The 13454-nt window shown below is 64.4% G+C and carries 13 protein-coding genes; 3 read left to right on the forward strand and 10 right to left on the reverse strand.

Features of this window, described 5'->3' with window-relative positions:
• Positions 1–41 precede the first annotated feature (41 nt).
• Entirely contained in the window at positions 42–392 is a 351-nt protein-coding gene (locus J3S28_RS00915; RefSeq protein ID WP_237340906.1) for a winged helix-turn-helix transcriptional regulator, read from the reverse strand.
• A 92-nt stretch (positions 393–484) separates the two neighbouring features.
• Here J3S28_RS00915 and J3S28_RS00920 point away from each other — a divergent pair, with 92 nt between their 5' ends.
• The gene (locus tag J3S28_RS00920; protein ID WP_207835996.1) at positions 485–1495 is read left to right on the forward strand and encodes a zinc-binding alcohol dehydrogenase family protein; all 1011 of its coding nucleotides are present in this window, start codon (positions 485–487) and stop codon (positions 1493–1495) included.
• A gap of 2 nt (positions 1496–1497) precedes the next feature.
• Here the strand turns inward: J3S28_RS00920 and J3S28_RS00925 are convergent, their stop codons facing one another.
• Together J3S28_RS00925 and J3S28_RS00930 are read right to left on the reverse strand one after the other, a co-directional pair.
• The gene (locus tag J3S28_RS00925) at positions 1498–2058 is read right to left on the reverse strand and encodes a PaaI family thioesterase (RefSeq protein WP_207835999.1); all 561 of its coding nucleotides are present in this window, start codon (positions 2056–2058) and stop codon (positions 1498–1500) included.
• A 10-nt stretch (positions 2059–2068) separates the two neighbouring features.
• Positions 2069–3490: an MFS transporter gene (locus tag J3S28_RS00930; RefSeq protein ID WP_207836003.1), complete on the reverse strand. Its 1422-nt coding sequence runs from the start codon at positions 3488–3490 to the stop codon at positions 2069–2071.
• 101 nt (positions 3491–3591) lie between these two features.
• Between J3S28_RS00930 and J3S28_RS00935 the strand changes: the two genes are divergently transcribed.
• A complete protein-coding gene (locus J3S28_RS00935) occupies positions 3592–4683 on the forward strand; it encodes a DNA alkylation repair protein (protein WP_207836006.1) in 1092 nt (363 codons plus the stop codon).
• 55 nt (positions 4684–4738) lie between these two features.
• On the opposite strand, the gene J3S28_RS00940 is transcribed toward J3S28_RS00935, so the two are convergent.
• Positions 4739–5638 carry a hypothetical protein gene (locus J3S28_RS00940; protein ID WP_207836009.1) on the reverse strand — a complete coding sequence of 300 codons (900 nt, stop codon included), beginning with the start codon at positions 5636–5638 and terminating at the stop codon, positions 4739–4741.
• A 162-nt stretch (positions 5639–5800) separates the two neighbouring features.
• Here J3S28_RS00940 and J3S28_RS00945 point away from each other — a divergent pair, with 162 nt between their 5' ends.
• A complete protein-coding gene (locus tag J3S28_RS00945; RefSeq protein WP_207836011.1) occupies positions 5801–6628 on the forward strand; it encodes an oxidoreductase in 828 nt (275 codons plus the stop codon).
• Here J3S28_RS00945 and J3S28_RS00950 read toward each other — a convergent pair whose 3' ends face one another.
• The 6 genes from J3S28_RS00950 to J3S28_RS00975 form a co-directional block, all read right to left on the reverse strand.
• On the reverse strand, positions 6629–8194 hold the full coding sequence (locus J3S28_RS00950) for an MDR family MFS transporter (protein ID WP_207836013.1): 1566 nt from the start codon (positions 8192–8194) through the stop codon (positions 6629–6631).
• Position 8195: 1 nt separating this feature from the next.
• Complete coding sequence (locus J3S28_RS00955) at positions 8196–8837, reverse strand: TetR/AcrR family transcriptional regulator (protein WP_307796726.1); 642 nt, start codon at positions 8835–8837, stop codon at positions 8196–8198.
• Between the two features lie 117 nt (positions 8838–8954).
• Entirely contained in the window at positions 8955–10829 is a 1875-nt protein-coding gene (locus J3S28_RS00960; protein WP_207836015.1) for a propionyl-CoA synthetase, read from the reverse strand.
• Between the two features lie 21 nt (positions 10830–10850).
• On the reverse strand, positions 10851–11684 hold the full coding sequence (locus J3S28_RS00965) for a metal ABC transporter permease (RefSeq protein WP_207838060.1): 834 nt from the start codon (positions 11682–11684) through the stop codon (positions 10851–10853).
• 38 nt (positions 11685–11722) lie between these two features.
• Entirely contained in the window at positions 11723–12493 is a 771-nt protein-coding gene (locus tag J3S28_RS00970) for a metal ABC transporter ATP-binding protein (protein WP_207836017.1), read from the reverse strand.
• A complete protein-coding gene (locus J3S28_RS00975) occupies positions 12490–13413 on the reverse strand; it encodes a metal ABC transporter substrate-binding protein (RefSeq protein WP_207836020.1) in 924 nt (307 codons plus the stop codon). The genes J3S28_RS00970 and J3S28_RS00975 overlap by 4 nt, the downstream gene beginning before the upstream one ends.
• Positions 13414–13454 lie beyond the last annotated feature (41 nt).

Here is a 13454-nt window from a genome sequence, read left to right on the forward strand (position 1 = left end):
GCATGGAGCACCGAAAGCGTCAGATGCATCCGGCGACGCGGCTATCGCTCGGTAGCACTTCCGAACTGGTCGATGTTGGCCTCGACCCAATTGCGCAGCGCGGCGAGGGGTTCGCTGGCTCCCCGGCCGAGCTCGGTCAGTTCGTACTCGACGTGCAGTGGGACCGCGGGCAGCACCGTCCGCGTCAGAAAGCCGCCGGACTCGAGCCGCCGGAGCGCAGCGGTGAGCACCTTGGGGCTGACCCCCTGCAGCCGCGCCTTGAGTGCGCCGAAACGCAGCGGACCGTGCTCGAGAGCGCCGATGATCAGCGCGCTCCACTTATCGGCGAGGAGATCGAGAATCGGCCTGCAGGGGCATGTCGCGGAGTAGACATCACCAACGTGCGTGGACAAGTGCCGGCTCCATTCGTCTCCGAAGTGCTTGGTTCCCACAGGGTACCAGAAGCCCTTGCGGGTAACTAGGGGGTCTTGCATACCGTCGAGGCATGACACTTCCAACAACCACCAAGTCCATAGCCGCGCTCTCGCCAGGGTCGGTGGATGATGCAGATGCCTTTGTCGAACTCGAACTGCCGGTCGGCGATATCGGTCCTCGTGACCTCGTGGTTCAGGTCAAAGCGGTCTCGGTCAACCCTGTCGATGTGAAACAGCGCCGCGGTTTCGCGCCGCAGGATGGTCCGAAAGTGCTCGGTTACGACGCTGCGGGAACGGTGGTCGCGATCGGTGCTGACGTCGACCTCTTCGCCGTCGGCGACGACGTCTTCTATGCAGGCTCCATCGGACGTCCCGGCACCAATACCGAACTTCACGTTGTCGACGAGCGTGTGGTCGGCCGCAAGCCGGTGAGCTTGTCTTACGGTGATGCCGCAGCGCTTCCCCTCACCTCGATCACCGCGTGGGAGGCCTTGTTCACCGAGATGAGGTTGACCACCGAGTCCACGGGCACCTTGCTGGTGATGGGTGGGGCGGGCGGTGTCGGTTCGGTGATGATCCAGCTCGCGAGGGCTCTGACCGGAGTCACGGTGATCGCCACGGCGTCGCGGACGGAGTCCATCACGTGGGCCGGTGAGCTCGGTGCCCACCACGTCATCGATCACCACAACCTCGCAGCTGAGGCGAAAGCGGTTGCCCCGCAGGGGATCAACTACATCTTCTCGCCATTCTCGGCGGGTAATGTAGAAATTTACGCCGACATCATGGCGGTCCGGGGGACCGTGGTGGCGATAGACGAGCCGGCAGGACTCGACATCCTGCCGTTGAAGTCGAAGAGCCAGTCCTGGCAGTGGGAACTGATGTTCACGGTTCCGCTGCATATGCCCGACAGCACCAGTCAACACGAGCTGCTCAATCGCGTGGCGGACCTGGTGGACCGGGGCATCGTGAGAACCACCGTCAACAAGCGATTCAGCCCGATCGATGCGGTTTCACTGCGGGAAGCCCATCGCGCGGTGGAAAGCGGTGCGATGGTCGGAAAGGTCATCGTCGAGGCAGGTTGAGGTCAGGGCACCTCGAACACCAGGAGTGAGGTGGAGGTGGTGGCGACGGTCCTGCCGAGCGAGTCGGTGATCTCCGCTTCGGCGAAAGCCACTCGCCGGCCAGCCTTCTTCACCCAGCCCCGGGCGATCAGATCTCCGGAGTCGAGTGTGGTCCCACGCATGAAGTTCACCTTGATCTCGACGGAGGTGTAACCGAACCCCTGCGGAAGAGTTGTGTGGACCGCGCAACCGGCGGCGGAGTCGAGCAACGTGCAGATGATGCCGCCGTGGACGGCTCCGATCGGATTGAAGTGAGATTCGTTCGGCGTCAGCGTGAACTCGGCTGCTCCCGGTGTCACCGAGGTCAGGCGTGCGTCGATCAGTCCGACGATCGGTGGCGCCGGAATCCGGCCGTCGGCGAGCGCGTGCATGTAGTCGATTCCGGACAGCGTGGTGGCAACCTGGGCGGGTATGGCGGGGTCATGCCAGGTCACGTTGCGGTTCCGGACTTCTCCCCAGTCGATGCCTGCGATGGCGGCGTCCACGGCGTCGCTCGAAATCGGTTGCGTTTCATCGATACTCATAGTTGATCCTTCAGTGTGCGGGTCGACTTCGGACAAATAGGGCGGTGGGAACGGCCACGACGGCGAACACGACGGCTGCGACGACGGCGCAGATGTGGAAGGCCGACTCGAAGGCCTCGGCGGGTGAGTCGGTCAACGCTGCGGCGGCGACCTGCGACGTCAGGATGGATCCGAGGACGCTCGTCCCGAGCACGCCGCCGAGCTGTCGGAACATGTTCACGGTGCCACTTGCCATTCCGGCACGGGCCGGCTCGACGCTGCTCATCGCCGCCGCTGTGGCGGGGGCGATCAACGAGCCGAATCCGACGCCCAAGACCACGAGCGCGATCGTCATGTTCGTCCAGCCCTCGCCCGGGTGGACCCGCAGCAGAAGCAGGGCCCCGACTGCGATGGTGAGAAGGCCGGACGTCAACATCACCTTGAAGCCGGTCCGGGGCAACAGACGTGGTGCGATACCGCTGACGACGACGTAGGTGCCCATCAGTGCCAGTAGGTGCAGACCGGTCGTCCAGGCGTCGAGTCGGCCGACTCTCTCGAAGAAGAGCACGGAGATGAACGCCAGGCCTGTGAACCCGAACAGCACTGTGGCGCTGACCAGCATGACCGTGGAGAACGAGGGCGATCGGAACAGGCGCACGTCGAGCATCGGGGCGTCCACCGCGCGCTCGAACGCGATGAAGACGGCGAGTGCGCCGACGAACACGACGATCGCGATGATCGCTCGGGCAGAACCGAATCCGCTGTGCGAGCCGTCGATGACCCAGAACGTGAGTGCGGCGATGGCGGTCGTTGCGCTGAGCAGACCCGGTAGGTCCAGCCTGGCGCCCGGCACCTTGCTGGCCGGGACGACGAACGGGGCGATGAGAGTGACGGCGAGCGCTGCGATCGCGTTCACCCCGAAGACGGCGTTCCAGGAGAACGCCCCGAGTACCGCTCCGGCGGACAGTGGCCCGATCGCCAGGCCCAGGCCCGAACATGCCGCCCAGATGCTGATCGCCTCGGTGCGCTCTTTCGGGTCGGTGAAGCTGTTGCTGATGATGGACAGGCTGTTCGGAAGTACGAGCGCTGCGCCCACGCCTGTGATGGCCTGAGCGGCCAAAAGCCATGCGCTGGTGTGGGACAGGAATGAGGTGAGGCTGCCTGCCGACATGATCGCGGATCCGATGACAAAAGCCGTCCGTCGGCCGATCACGTCACCCAGGGTTCCGGCCGAGAGTACGAGGCTGGCCACCACCAGGGCGAAGACGCTCGGGATCCAGACCATCGTTGCGCTGTCGGCGGCAAGGTCGGACTGGATCGCCGGGACCGAGGAGATGGTGGCGGTGATGTTGAGGAACGTGAGCATCATCCCGAAACAGACCGCAGCAAGCGCGACCCATCGCGATCTGTCGGCGTGCACGGGCGGGGCAGTCGGCTGACTTGCAGTGAGCATAGTCAGAACAGTAGAGGCTGGCTAGTGGTAATACAAGGCAGGGGGTGAAGCGGAGCGGAACTCGACCAGATTTCTGCAGGTGCACTGCGTAGGCTGCCAAGATGCCGTTCGCCGACGAACTCTTGGGTGCCCCTGCAGTAAAAGCTCTGGCCGGTTGTCTCACGGTTGCCGGACAGCGCAGCACCGCAACCAAGAGGTCTGCGAAGGCCTTCGATGGAATGGCCCTCAAAGAGCGGTCTGACCTGGTGTGCGACGCCCTCCTCGAGGACCTCCCGGACGACTACGTCGACTTCGTCGCGGCGGTCAACGCTCTGGTGGCCCAACCGGAATGCTCGGGTTGGATGGTGTGGCCGATAACCGAGGCCGTCGCGTCGCGGGCTTCCACCGCCGGATCGGCCAGGGCGTTCGACACCGGGCTCGTACTTCTCAAGAAGTTGACCCCCAGGCTCACGGCAGAGTTCGCGTTACGGACGATGCTCATCGCCGACGTCGATCGCACCCTTGCCGCTGCCAAGCGGTGGACCACCGCAAGGGACGAACACGTGAGGCGACTCGCCAGCGAGGGAACGAGGCACTACCTGCCCTGGGCCAGGCGCGTCCCCCAACTGCTCACCAGGCCCGACGCCACCCTGCCGATCATCGACGCCCTCTACCGCGACCCCAGCGACTACGTCCGGCGATCGGTTGCCAACCATCTCAACGACCTGAGTCGGCAACACCCTGAGCTCGTGGTCGACACCGCGACCCGCTGGCTGGCGGCGCCGGACGCCAACACCGACCGGCTGGTGCGCCACGCACTGCGGACGCTGATCAAACGGGGCGACGCGAATGCTCTGGCGCTGCTGGGTTTCGCCGCGCCGGCCAGCATCAGCCTCGTGGGGTTGAACGTGGATCCGACTGTCTCCGTCGGCGGCACGTTGGGCATCTCGGCAACCCTGATCAACTCCGGTGACGAGCCGGTCAGAGTGATCGTCGACTACAGCGTGGGGTTCCGTAAGGCGAACGGCACCGTCGCCCACAAGGTCTTCAAACTGGCCGCCAAGACGGTCGGCCCAGGCGAGCGAGTCGACATCGCCAAGACGCATTCCTTTGCGCCGATCACGACGCGGCGGTACTACCCCGGGGGTCACGAACTCGCGATTCAGGTCAACGGTCTGCGGATGGGTCTGGCGGAGTTCGAACTGCTGGGGTAGTCGCCTGCGATCTCGACGGAATATAGGGATGGTCTGGCCGCTGTCGCAGGTCGCTCTATCTGCTCGATGCGTCGTAGTGCATGGGGACGGGTGACTGCTGCAGGAACTGCTCCTGCTCTGCCGCAATGGCGAGCTGCACCGGGTCGAGTTCGGCAGTCGGGTACACGGAAGCTCCTGGGAACGTCACTCGGGTGATCGCCGATCGCTTGTCGGTGTACTCGATGTAGGTGATCTCCATGGAGATCGACGACATGTCCGGCCATCGAGACGTGAACGACTCCCACACCGCGAGTTCCGCCGGAACGGGACGGGTGCCGTTGAGCGAGAGCGACAGACTCGGCTGCGGCTTGACGGGGTCGACGCCATCAGCTGGTGACGTCCCGACGACGACGGTGCCTGACTTGCTTCCGAAAACCACCGCATACCGGTCTGCCACGTCGTTCATCGTCCTCGCGATGGCGATGCCATCGGACCCGGCGGGGACGGAGATGGTCCAGTCGCCTCCTCTCGCGTCGACCTCCACGAACGCGGGGTCGTTCAGCATTGCGAACCAGGTCTCGATCTTTTCGGGCGCGGCCGGGACGTACGAGTAGACATTGGATCGGAGCGTGACCGACAGCGTGGTCTGGTAGTCCTCGAAATCCGGATGGTCGGTTTCGTCGTGGAACAGCGTTGCCGCGCGACTGACCTCGTTCGACCGGGCGTTGTCGTGGAAGACGAGGTCGACCAGGAAATCATTGCCGTGAGTGAATGAGTGCTGGTAGCTGTAGTCGACCGTGGCAACCCCGGGGAGCTCGCGCAACGCCTGGGCGATCGATGCCGACTCGTCCGACTGATCTGAGCCGGGCGCTGCGAAAATCGTTCGGATGAAGAGCACCAGGGCGAGAACTCCGATGACGAACAATCCGACGAGAAGATAGAACAGTTTCAACAACGGGTGCCTGCCCTCTGCCATCACGTTCCCTTCGTCCGCGGTCGTCGACGATTGGACGCACCGCCGCGACTATCGGTTCAGTGTCGGTCGGTCCGATCCGTAGGCCGACCGGCAGGCTCCACATAGGATGGCCCATGTTCTGGCACGTCGACAGCAGGGCCGACCACCACTGGGGGCACAACAATGAGCAGCAGAGTCGCACTGGTCACCGGTGCCTCATCGGGCATCGGCGAATCGACCGCCATCAGGCTGGCGGCAGCTGGTTTCGTCGTCTACGCCGCCGCACGGCGGGTCGAGAAGATGGAACCGTTGAAGACCAATGGCATTCGGGTCATCGGTATGGACGTCACCGACGAGGATTCGATGTCGCACGGTGTCGAAGAGATTCTCGCGGAAGCGGGCCGGATCGACGTGCTGGTCAACAACGCCGGTTACGGCAGCTACGGATCGATCGAAGATGTTCCTCTGGACGAGGCCCGGGGCCAGTTCGAGGTCAACGTGTTCGGTGCCGCGCGATTGATCCAGTTGGTGCTGCCGGGCATGCGCGAACGCCGGTCGGGCACGATCATCAACATCACCTCGATGGGTGGCATCATCACCGCACCTTTCGGCGGCTGGTACCACAGCACGAAGTTCGCACTCGAGGGACTCAGCGACTGCCTGCGTCTCGAGTTGCGGCCCTTCGGTATCGACGTCGTCGTGGTGGAACCGGGCATGATCAAGACCGAGTGGGGCACGATCTCAGCAGACAACCTGGTGAAAACTGCGGGCGAGGGGCCCTACGCGCACGATGCATCAGCTGTCGCCGACGTGCTCCGAAGCCAGAGCGCATCACGGTTGCCGTCGTCGCCGGAGGCGGTGGCGAAGTCGATCGTCAAAGCAGCGCAGGCGAGTCGGCCACGGACGCGATATACGGTCGGGACCGGCGCCAAACCGATGATCTTCCTGAAGCGAGTCCTGCCGGACCGGGCCTGGGACTTCGTGATCACCAAGGGCATGCGCGCGATGTGATCACGGCAAGACCTCGGTGGTCGATTCCAACGGCTCGTCGTGCTCGACCGTTGTCGCCAGGGGCTTTTCGATCACGAAACACAGCAGGATCGCGCCGAGAAGGGCGAGCGGGCTGACGAACAAGAAAACCGGCATGAGTGCGTCGTTGTACGACTCGATGATCGGGTCCTTCACCGCGTCGGGGAACCCGCGCACCAATTCTGGAGTCAGTGATTTCGCGCCGTCCGCAGAGCCTGCGGCGTCGCCGGGGACCTTGCCGACGAGCAGGTCGGCGAGTCGAGAGGCGAAGAGGCTACCGACCGCCGCGGCACCCAGCGAGGCGCCGATCTGGCGGAAGTAGTTGTTCGCCGCCGTCGCCGTGCCTACAAGACTGTACGGAAAAGTGTTCTGCACGATCAGGATCAAGATCTGGATGGAGATGCCCAGGCCCGCACCGAGAATGCCGAGGTAGACACAGATCAGCCAGGTCATCGTGGCCAGGGAGATCGTCGACAGCAGGAACAGGCTCAGGGCAAGCAGGAGCGACCCGACGATCGGCATCGCTTTGTAGTGTCCGGTCCTGGACACGAGTCGTCCCACGGTGATGGAGCAGACGAGCATGGTGCCCATCATCGGCACCATCAGGAGACCGGCGTGGCTGGATGTGACGCCCAGGGCCATCTGCAGGTACGTCGGCATGTAGGAGATCGCACCGAACATGCCGACACTCGCCAGCAACCCACCCGCGGTGGTGAGGTTGAAGTTGCGCTGCCGAAAAAGTGACATGGGCATCACGGGTTCGGCTGCGCGGCGTTCGACCATGATGAAGACCAGCCAGGCGACGACGGTGCCCATCACTATCCCGATGATGGTGGGTGAGGTCCACGCGTAGTGCGAACCGCCCCAGCTGGCCACGAGGACGATTCCGGTGGTGGCGACTCCGAGCACGGTCATGCCCAGGATGTCGATCTTGTGCCGGACACGGATCTTTGTGGGCGGGTGCAGGAACGCGACGGCGGCCACGACCGCCAGCACTCCGAGAGGCAGGTTCATCCAGAACACCCAGCGCCATCCGGGTCCTTCGGTCAGCCAGCCGCCGAGCAGCGGACCGGCAACCGAGGAGACAGCGAAGACGGCGCCCATGATGCCGGCGTACCGACCGCGTTCTCTGGCCGGGACGACGTCGGCGATCGTGGCCTGCGAGAGGATGATCAGGCCGCCTGCACCCAGCCCCTGCAGGACCCGGGCGATGATGAGGCACACCATGTTCGGTGACAGCGCACCAAGAACCGACCCGACGGTGAAGATGCAGATCGCAACGATCAGCAGGATCTTTCGGCCGAAGAGGTCGCCGAGCTTTCCGTAGATCGGCATCCCGATGGTGGAGGCGAGGATGTACGAGGTGATGACCCAGTACATCTGGTCGTTGCCGTCGAGCTCGCCGACGATCGTCGGTAAGGCCGCACTCATCACGGTCATGTTCAGAGAAGCCAGCAGCATGGCGACCAGCAGCCCGGCGAACAGGAGCAGGACACCGCGGCGGGACGGCGTGGCCGGTGCCTCGACCGCGCGGGTATCGATCGCCACGTCAGGCCTCTTCCAGGACGGTGGTGAACGACTGTGCGGCGCGATGTACCAGCTCGTCGAGTGGTTGGCCGTCCCGAGGCTCGGCGAGCATCCAGTCGACGGCAATGCGGACGACCGATTGTCCTGCCGCTACAAGGATCTGAGCAGTCGCGCGGATGTCGACGGTGTGGGTGCGGTCCTTCCATCGGTCGGTCTCGGTGAGGCGGGACTCGATGAGTGCCCGGGCGAGGTGATGAAGTTTTTCGGTGTGGGCCAAGCGGATCCGCGACAATTCGGGATGGCGGTGCATCAGTGACATCCGGAGTTCGCGTGACCCGGGCCCGCCCGCGGTCTTGTCGAAGATCTCGAACAGAAGCAGCGCAACCTTCTCGATCAGGTTGTCGTCGCCTCGGATCGCGAAACCCGAGGCGGTGTCGTCGTCGATGGAGGGTTGCCGGAGGCCGAGTATCGCGTCCTCCTTGGAGGGGAAGTAGTTGAAGAAGGTGCGCGGCGAGATGTCGGCTGTCTCTGCGATGTCTTCGATCGTGACCTTCGACAGGTCATCGTGAACGAGCGCCGCGGCGGCCGCGGCCTCATGGATTGCCGTCCACGTGGCGGCGCGCTTGCGCTCACGGAGGGATGGCTGTGCAGAGGTCGGGGACACCCACCCACCGTATCAAAAATTGCAGTCCTGCAAAATTGCACCCCTGCATACTCCGGAAGTGGTGGGTTTTGGCGAGCGTGACCTGCGGTTATGCTCGTCAGAACCCACCAAAATCGGTCAGCCGAGTTGCGACTTCAGGGCGTCGAGAACAGCAACATCTTCGATGGTGGACGGCACGGTGTAGTCCTCGCGGTCGGCGATCTGTCGCATCGTCTTGCGCAAGATCTTTCCCGATCGGGTCTTGGGCAGACCGTTGACGACGGTGACGTCGCGGAAGGTCGCCACCGCGCCGATCTCGTCGCGCACCATGGCCACGAGTTCGGATCGTAAGACATCCGGGTCGATGTCGACGCCCTCCTTCAGGACCACGTATCCACTCGGCCGCTGTCCTTTGAGCTCGTCGTGGATCCCGATCACAGCACATTCGGCGACGGCGGGGTGAGCGGCGACCACGGCTTCGATGCTGCCGGTCGACAGTCGATGTCCGGCAACGTTGATCACGTCGTCGGAGCGGCCGAGCACGAAGACGTAGCCGTCGTCGTCGAGGTACCCGGAGTCGCCGGTCAGGTAGTAACCGGGGAAGGTCTTCAGGTAGGAGGCCTGGAAACGTTCCTCGTCGTTCCACAGCCCGGTCAGCGTGCCGGGCGGCAACGGCAGTTTGATGACGATGTTGCCCTCGTCGCCCGCCGCGACCTGCTCGCCGGCGGCGTCGACGATCTGAACCTGGAAGCCGGGCACCGGGACCGTCGCGGAACCGGGCTTGAGCGGCATCGGTTCGAGACCGAGGAGATTGGCGGCGATCGCCCAACCGGTCTCGGTCTGCCACCAGTGGTCGACGACGGGAACGCCCAGGACTTTCGTCGCCCACGTGTAGGTGTCGGGGTCGAGTCGCTCACCGGCGGCGAACAGGGTGTGCAGCGACGAGATGTCGTGATCGGCGAGAAGCGTGGCGTCAGGGTCCTTCTTGCGGATCGCCCGAATCGCGGTGGGCGCGGTGAACAGTGCCCGGACCCCGTGGTCGGCGATCACCCGCCAGAACGCCCCGGCATCGGGTGTGCCGACCGGCTTCCCTTCGTAGAGAACGGACGTGGCGCCGGCGAGCAGCGGACCGTAGACGATGTAGGAGTGCCCTACCACCCATCCGACATCGGATGCGGTCCACCAGACGTCGCCCGCAGAGATGTTGTACAGATTGCGCATCGACCACGTCAGCGCGACCGCGTGGCCGCCGTTGTCGCGGACGACACCCTTCGGCTTGCCGGTGGTCCCGGATGTGTAGAGGATGTAGAGCGGATCAGTGGCGTCCACCGGAACGGGTTCTGCAGCAACGGCATCGGTGGACAGTTCGTCCCAGTCGAACCAGCCTTCGTGGTCGGCGGCACTGCCCTCGACCTCTTCGCGGTTCTTGACGATGATCGTCGCCGGTGGGTGGGCGGAGAGTTCCAGCGCTTTCGCGACCATCGGCAGGTACTCGACGGTGCGGCCGGGTTCCAGGCCGCCCGACGCCGTCACGAGGGCGACGGGCTGTGCGTCGTCGATACGGGTGGCCAGTTCGCGGCCCGCGAATCCGCCGAACACCACCGAGTGCACCGCGCCGATCCGGGCGCAGGCCAGCATCGCGATCGCCGCCTCCGGGATCATCGGCATGTAGACGATGACCCGATCCCCGGCCGCGACCCCGCGATCGCGCAAGACACCGGCGAAGCGGGCGACCTCGCCGAGCAACTCGGCGTAGGTGTAGATCCGGGTGGTTCCGACCATCGCCGAATCCCAAATCAGCGCAGGGCGATCGCCATGGCCTGCTTCGACGTGCCGGTCGAGAGCATTGTGGCTGGTGTTGAGTTTCGCCCCAGGGAACCACTGGTAGCCACCGTCACCGATACCGAGGGCGATCGTCGGCGGCACGTACCAGTCGACGGCGCCTGCCGCCTCCATCCAGAATGCGTCCGGATCCTCGACGCTGTGGTGGAAAGCTTCCGTGTACGACACCATCGTCTGTCACCTCTCGCTGCGTCAGGGCGCAGCGAGGGCCGTGGAGCGTCGTCGCTGTGCCCGGTTGACCGCTTTGATCAACACACCCTGGCGCGGCGCGAACAAGTAGATGACCGCGAAGGCCAGGCCCTGGGCGAGCACCACCATCGCACCGGGCGCAACGTCCAGGTAATACGCATAGTAGATCCCCAGGACGGCGCAGGAACAGGCCAGGATCGGAGCGATGACGAGCATCCTGTTGAAGCGGTCGGTGAGCAGGTACGCCGATGCACCCGGGATGATCAGCATCGCGACAACGAGCACGACGCCGACAATCTGAAGTGCCACAACACAAGTCAGGGCCAGCAGGCCGAGTAGAAGTGCACCGAGTCGGCGCGGCGACAGCCCGATCGCATGGGCGTGCGTGGGGTCGAACGCGAAAAGCGTGAGGTCGCGGCGTTTGAGGGTCAGGACGACAACCGCCACCACAGCCAAAATGATGATCTGCCACAGATCGGCCTCGGACACCCCGAGGACGTTGCCGAACAGGATGTGGTTGAGGTCCGTCTGACTGGGCGTGATCGAGATCAGGACCAGCCCGAAAGCGAACAACGTGCTGAACACGATCCCGATCGCGGCATCCTCTTTCACGCGGCTGGTGTCTCGGACCACTCCGATCAGCAACACCGCACCGAGGCCGAAGATCAACGCTCCCACCGCGAACGGGGCACCGAAGATGTAGGCGAGGACAACACCCGGTAGCACCGCGTGCGACACCGCGTCACCCATCAACGACCAGCCGATCAGCACGATCCAGCAACTGATCATCGCGCAGACCGCCGCTGCGATGGTCGTCGCGAGGAGCATGTTGACCATGAAATCCTCGGCGAGCGGATCCAGCCACCAGTCGACTATCACGGGACCACCTGCCCGTCGAGGACGTCCATCCCGAAAGCCCGGGCAAGGACTCGTGGCCGCAGGACCTCCCCGGGAAGATCGTGCATGAGAACCGTTCGCATCAGCAGGACCGCCTCGTCGCAGAAGGTCCCGAGGGAACCGAGGTCGTGGGTGGAGATCAGGATCGTCTTGCCTTCTGCCGCGAGGGACACCAGCAACCGGATGATGGTCGCCTCGGACTTCTTGTCCACCCCGGCGAACGGTTCGTCGAGCAGCAGCACGTCGGCGTCCTGGGCGATACCTCGAGCGACGAACGCCCGTTTACGCTGACCGCCCGAGAGCCTGCCGATCTGCCGGTCCGCCAGATCAGTGAGCTCGACCTGCTCGAGAGCGTGTGCGACCGCGTCCTTGTCCGCCTTGCGGGGTCGGCGCATGAAGTTCTGGTGTCCGTACCGGCCCGTCATCGCGACCTCACGAACCGAGATCGGGAACGTCCAATCGACGTCCTCGGACTGGGGGACATACGAGATGAGGCCGTTGCTCCGGGCCTGCGCGGGGGTGCCGCCCGAGATGGACACTGACCCGGCGTCGGGCTTGACCAGCCCCATGATCGATTTGAACAGCGTGGACTTGCCGGAGCCGTTCATCCCGATGAGGCCGCAGATCCGGCCGGGAGCGATGTCGAGGTCGACATGTTCGAGGGCGTGTACGTCCCCGTAGTAGACGCTCACGTCTTTGACGGAGATGGCAGGTGGGGCAGGCGACGAGGCATCGGAGAGAGGAGTCATCGGTTACCACCTTCGGTGAGCGCATTGACGATCGTGTCGGAGTCGTACCGGATGAGGTCGAGATAGGTCGGAACGGGCCCGCCCGCCTCGGACAGCGAATCGACGTACAGTGTGCCGCCGAAGACGGCGTCGGTAGCACGCTCGACCTGTCGCATCACGGCATCGCTGACCGTCGACTCGCAGAACACCGCCCGGATGTTGTTCTCGCGTACGAAATCGAGGGTCGATTGCAGTTGCTTCGAGGTGCCCTGCTGTTCGGCGTTCACCGGCCAGACGAACTTTTCGCGCATCCCGGTGTCGCGGGCGAGATAGGAGAACGCACCTTCGCAGCTGACCAGCGCTCGGCGCTGCTCGGGGACCGTTGCGAGTCGGGCGACCATCCGGTCGTGCACCTGCTGGAGTTCGGCTTTGTAGTCATCGGCGTTCTCGCGGTACTCCAGGGCGTGTTCGGGATCGAGGTCGCTCAACGCTCTCGTGATGTTGTCGACGTAGATCTGCACGTTCAGCGGCGACATCCAGGCGTGAGGGTTCGGCTTGCCCGCACCTGCGTCGCCCGTGATCGGGATCGGGACGACGCCGTCGCTGGCGACGATGTGTTCGGCGTCGAGACGGTCGACGAATTGCTTGAACCAGGCCTCGAGGTTGAGCCCGTTGTCGATGATGAGGTCGGCGTCGGCTGCTCGGCGTAGGTCGCCCGGAGTCGGTTCGTAGCCGTGAATCTCCGCGCCGGCCTTGGTCACGGACTCGACCCTGACCTTGTCGCCCGCGACGCCTGCGACGATGTCCTGCAAGACCGTGAAGGTGGTCAGGACCGTCAGCCGGGAGTCGTCGCGATCGCGCTTGCCGACACACGCGCTCAGTGCCAGTACGCAGGCAGCGACCAGGAGGATCGCGCCGCTGCGTACAGCTGCTGTTCGCATCCGCTCATCTTAGAGTTCGGGTGGCCGAACTTTCAAGTTCA

The sequence above is a fragment of the Williamsia soli genome (assembly GCF_017377795.1).
GTDB classification, from domain to species: Bacteria; Actinomycetota; Actinomycetes; order Mycobacteriales; family Mycobacteriaceae; genus Williamsia; species Williamsia soli.

Coding starts and splice junctions, on each gene's coding strand:
- J3S28_RS00925 (WP_207835999.1), bottom strand. CDS start 2,058: ATGAGTATCGATGAAACGCAACCGATTTCGAGCGACGCCGTGGACGCC.
- J3S28_RS00935 (WP_207836006.1), top strand. CDS start 3,592: ATGCCGTTCGCCGACGAACTCTTGGGTGCCCCTGCAGTAAAAGCTCTG.
- J3S28_RS00960 (WP_207836015.1), bottom strand. CDS start 10,829: ATGGTGTCGTACACGGAAGCTTTCCACCACAGCGTCGAGGATCCGGAC.
- J3S28_RS00930 (WP_207836003.1), bottom strand. CDS start 3,490: ATGCTCACTGCAAGTCAGCCGACTGCCCCGCCCGTGCACGCCGACAGA.
- J3S28_RS00975 (WP_207836020.1), bottom strand. CDS start 13,413: ATGCGAACAGCAGCTGTACGCAGCGGCGCGATCCTCCTGGTCGCTGCC.
- J3S28_RS00970 (WP_207836017.1), bottom strand. CDS start 12,493: ATGACTCCTCTCTCCGATGCCTCGTCGCCTGCCCCACCTGCCATCTCC.
- J3S28_RS00920 (WP_207835996.1), top strand. CDS start 485: ATGACACTTCCAACAACCACCAAGTCCATAGCCGCGCTCTCGCCAGGG.
- J3S28_RS00940 (WP_207836009.1), bottom strand. CDS start 5,638: ATGGCAGAGGGCAGGCACCCGTTGTTGAAACTGTTCTATCTTCTCGTC.
- J3S28_RS00945 (WP_207836011.1), top strand. CDS start 5,801: ATGAGCAGCAGAGTCGCACTGGTCACCGGTGCCTCATCGGGCATCGGC.
- J3S28_RS00965 (WP_207838060.1), bottom strand. CDS start 11,684: ATGGTCAACATGCTCCTCGCGACGACCATCGCAGCGGCGGTCTGCGCG.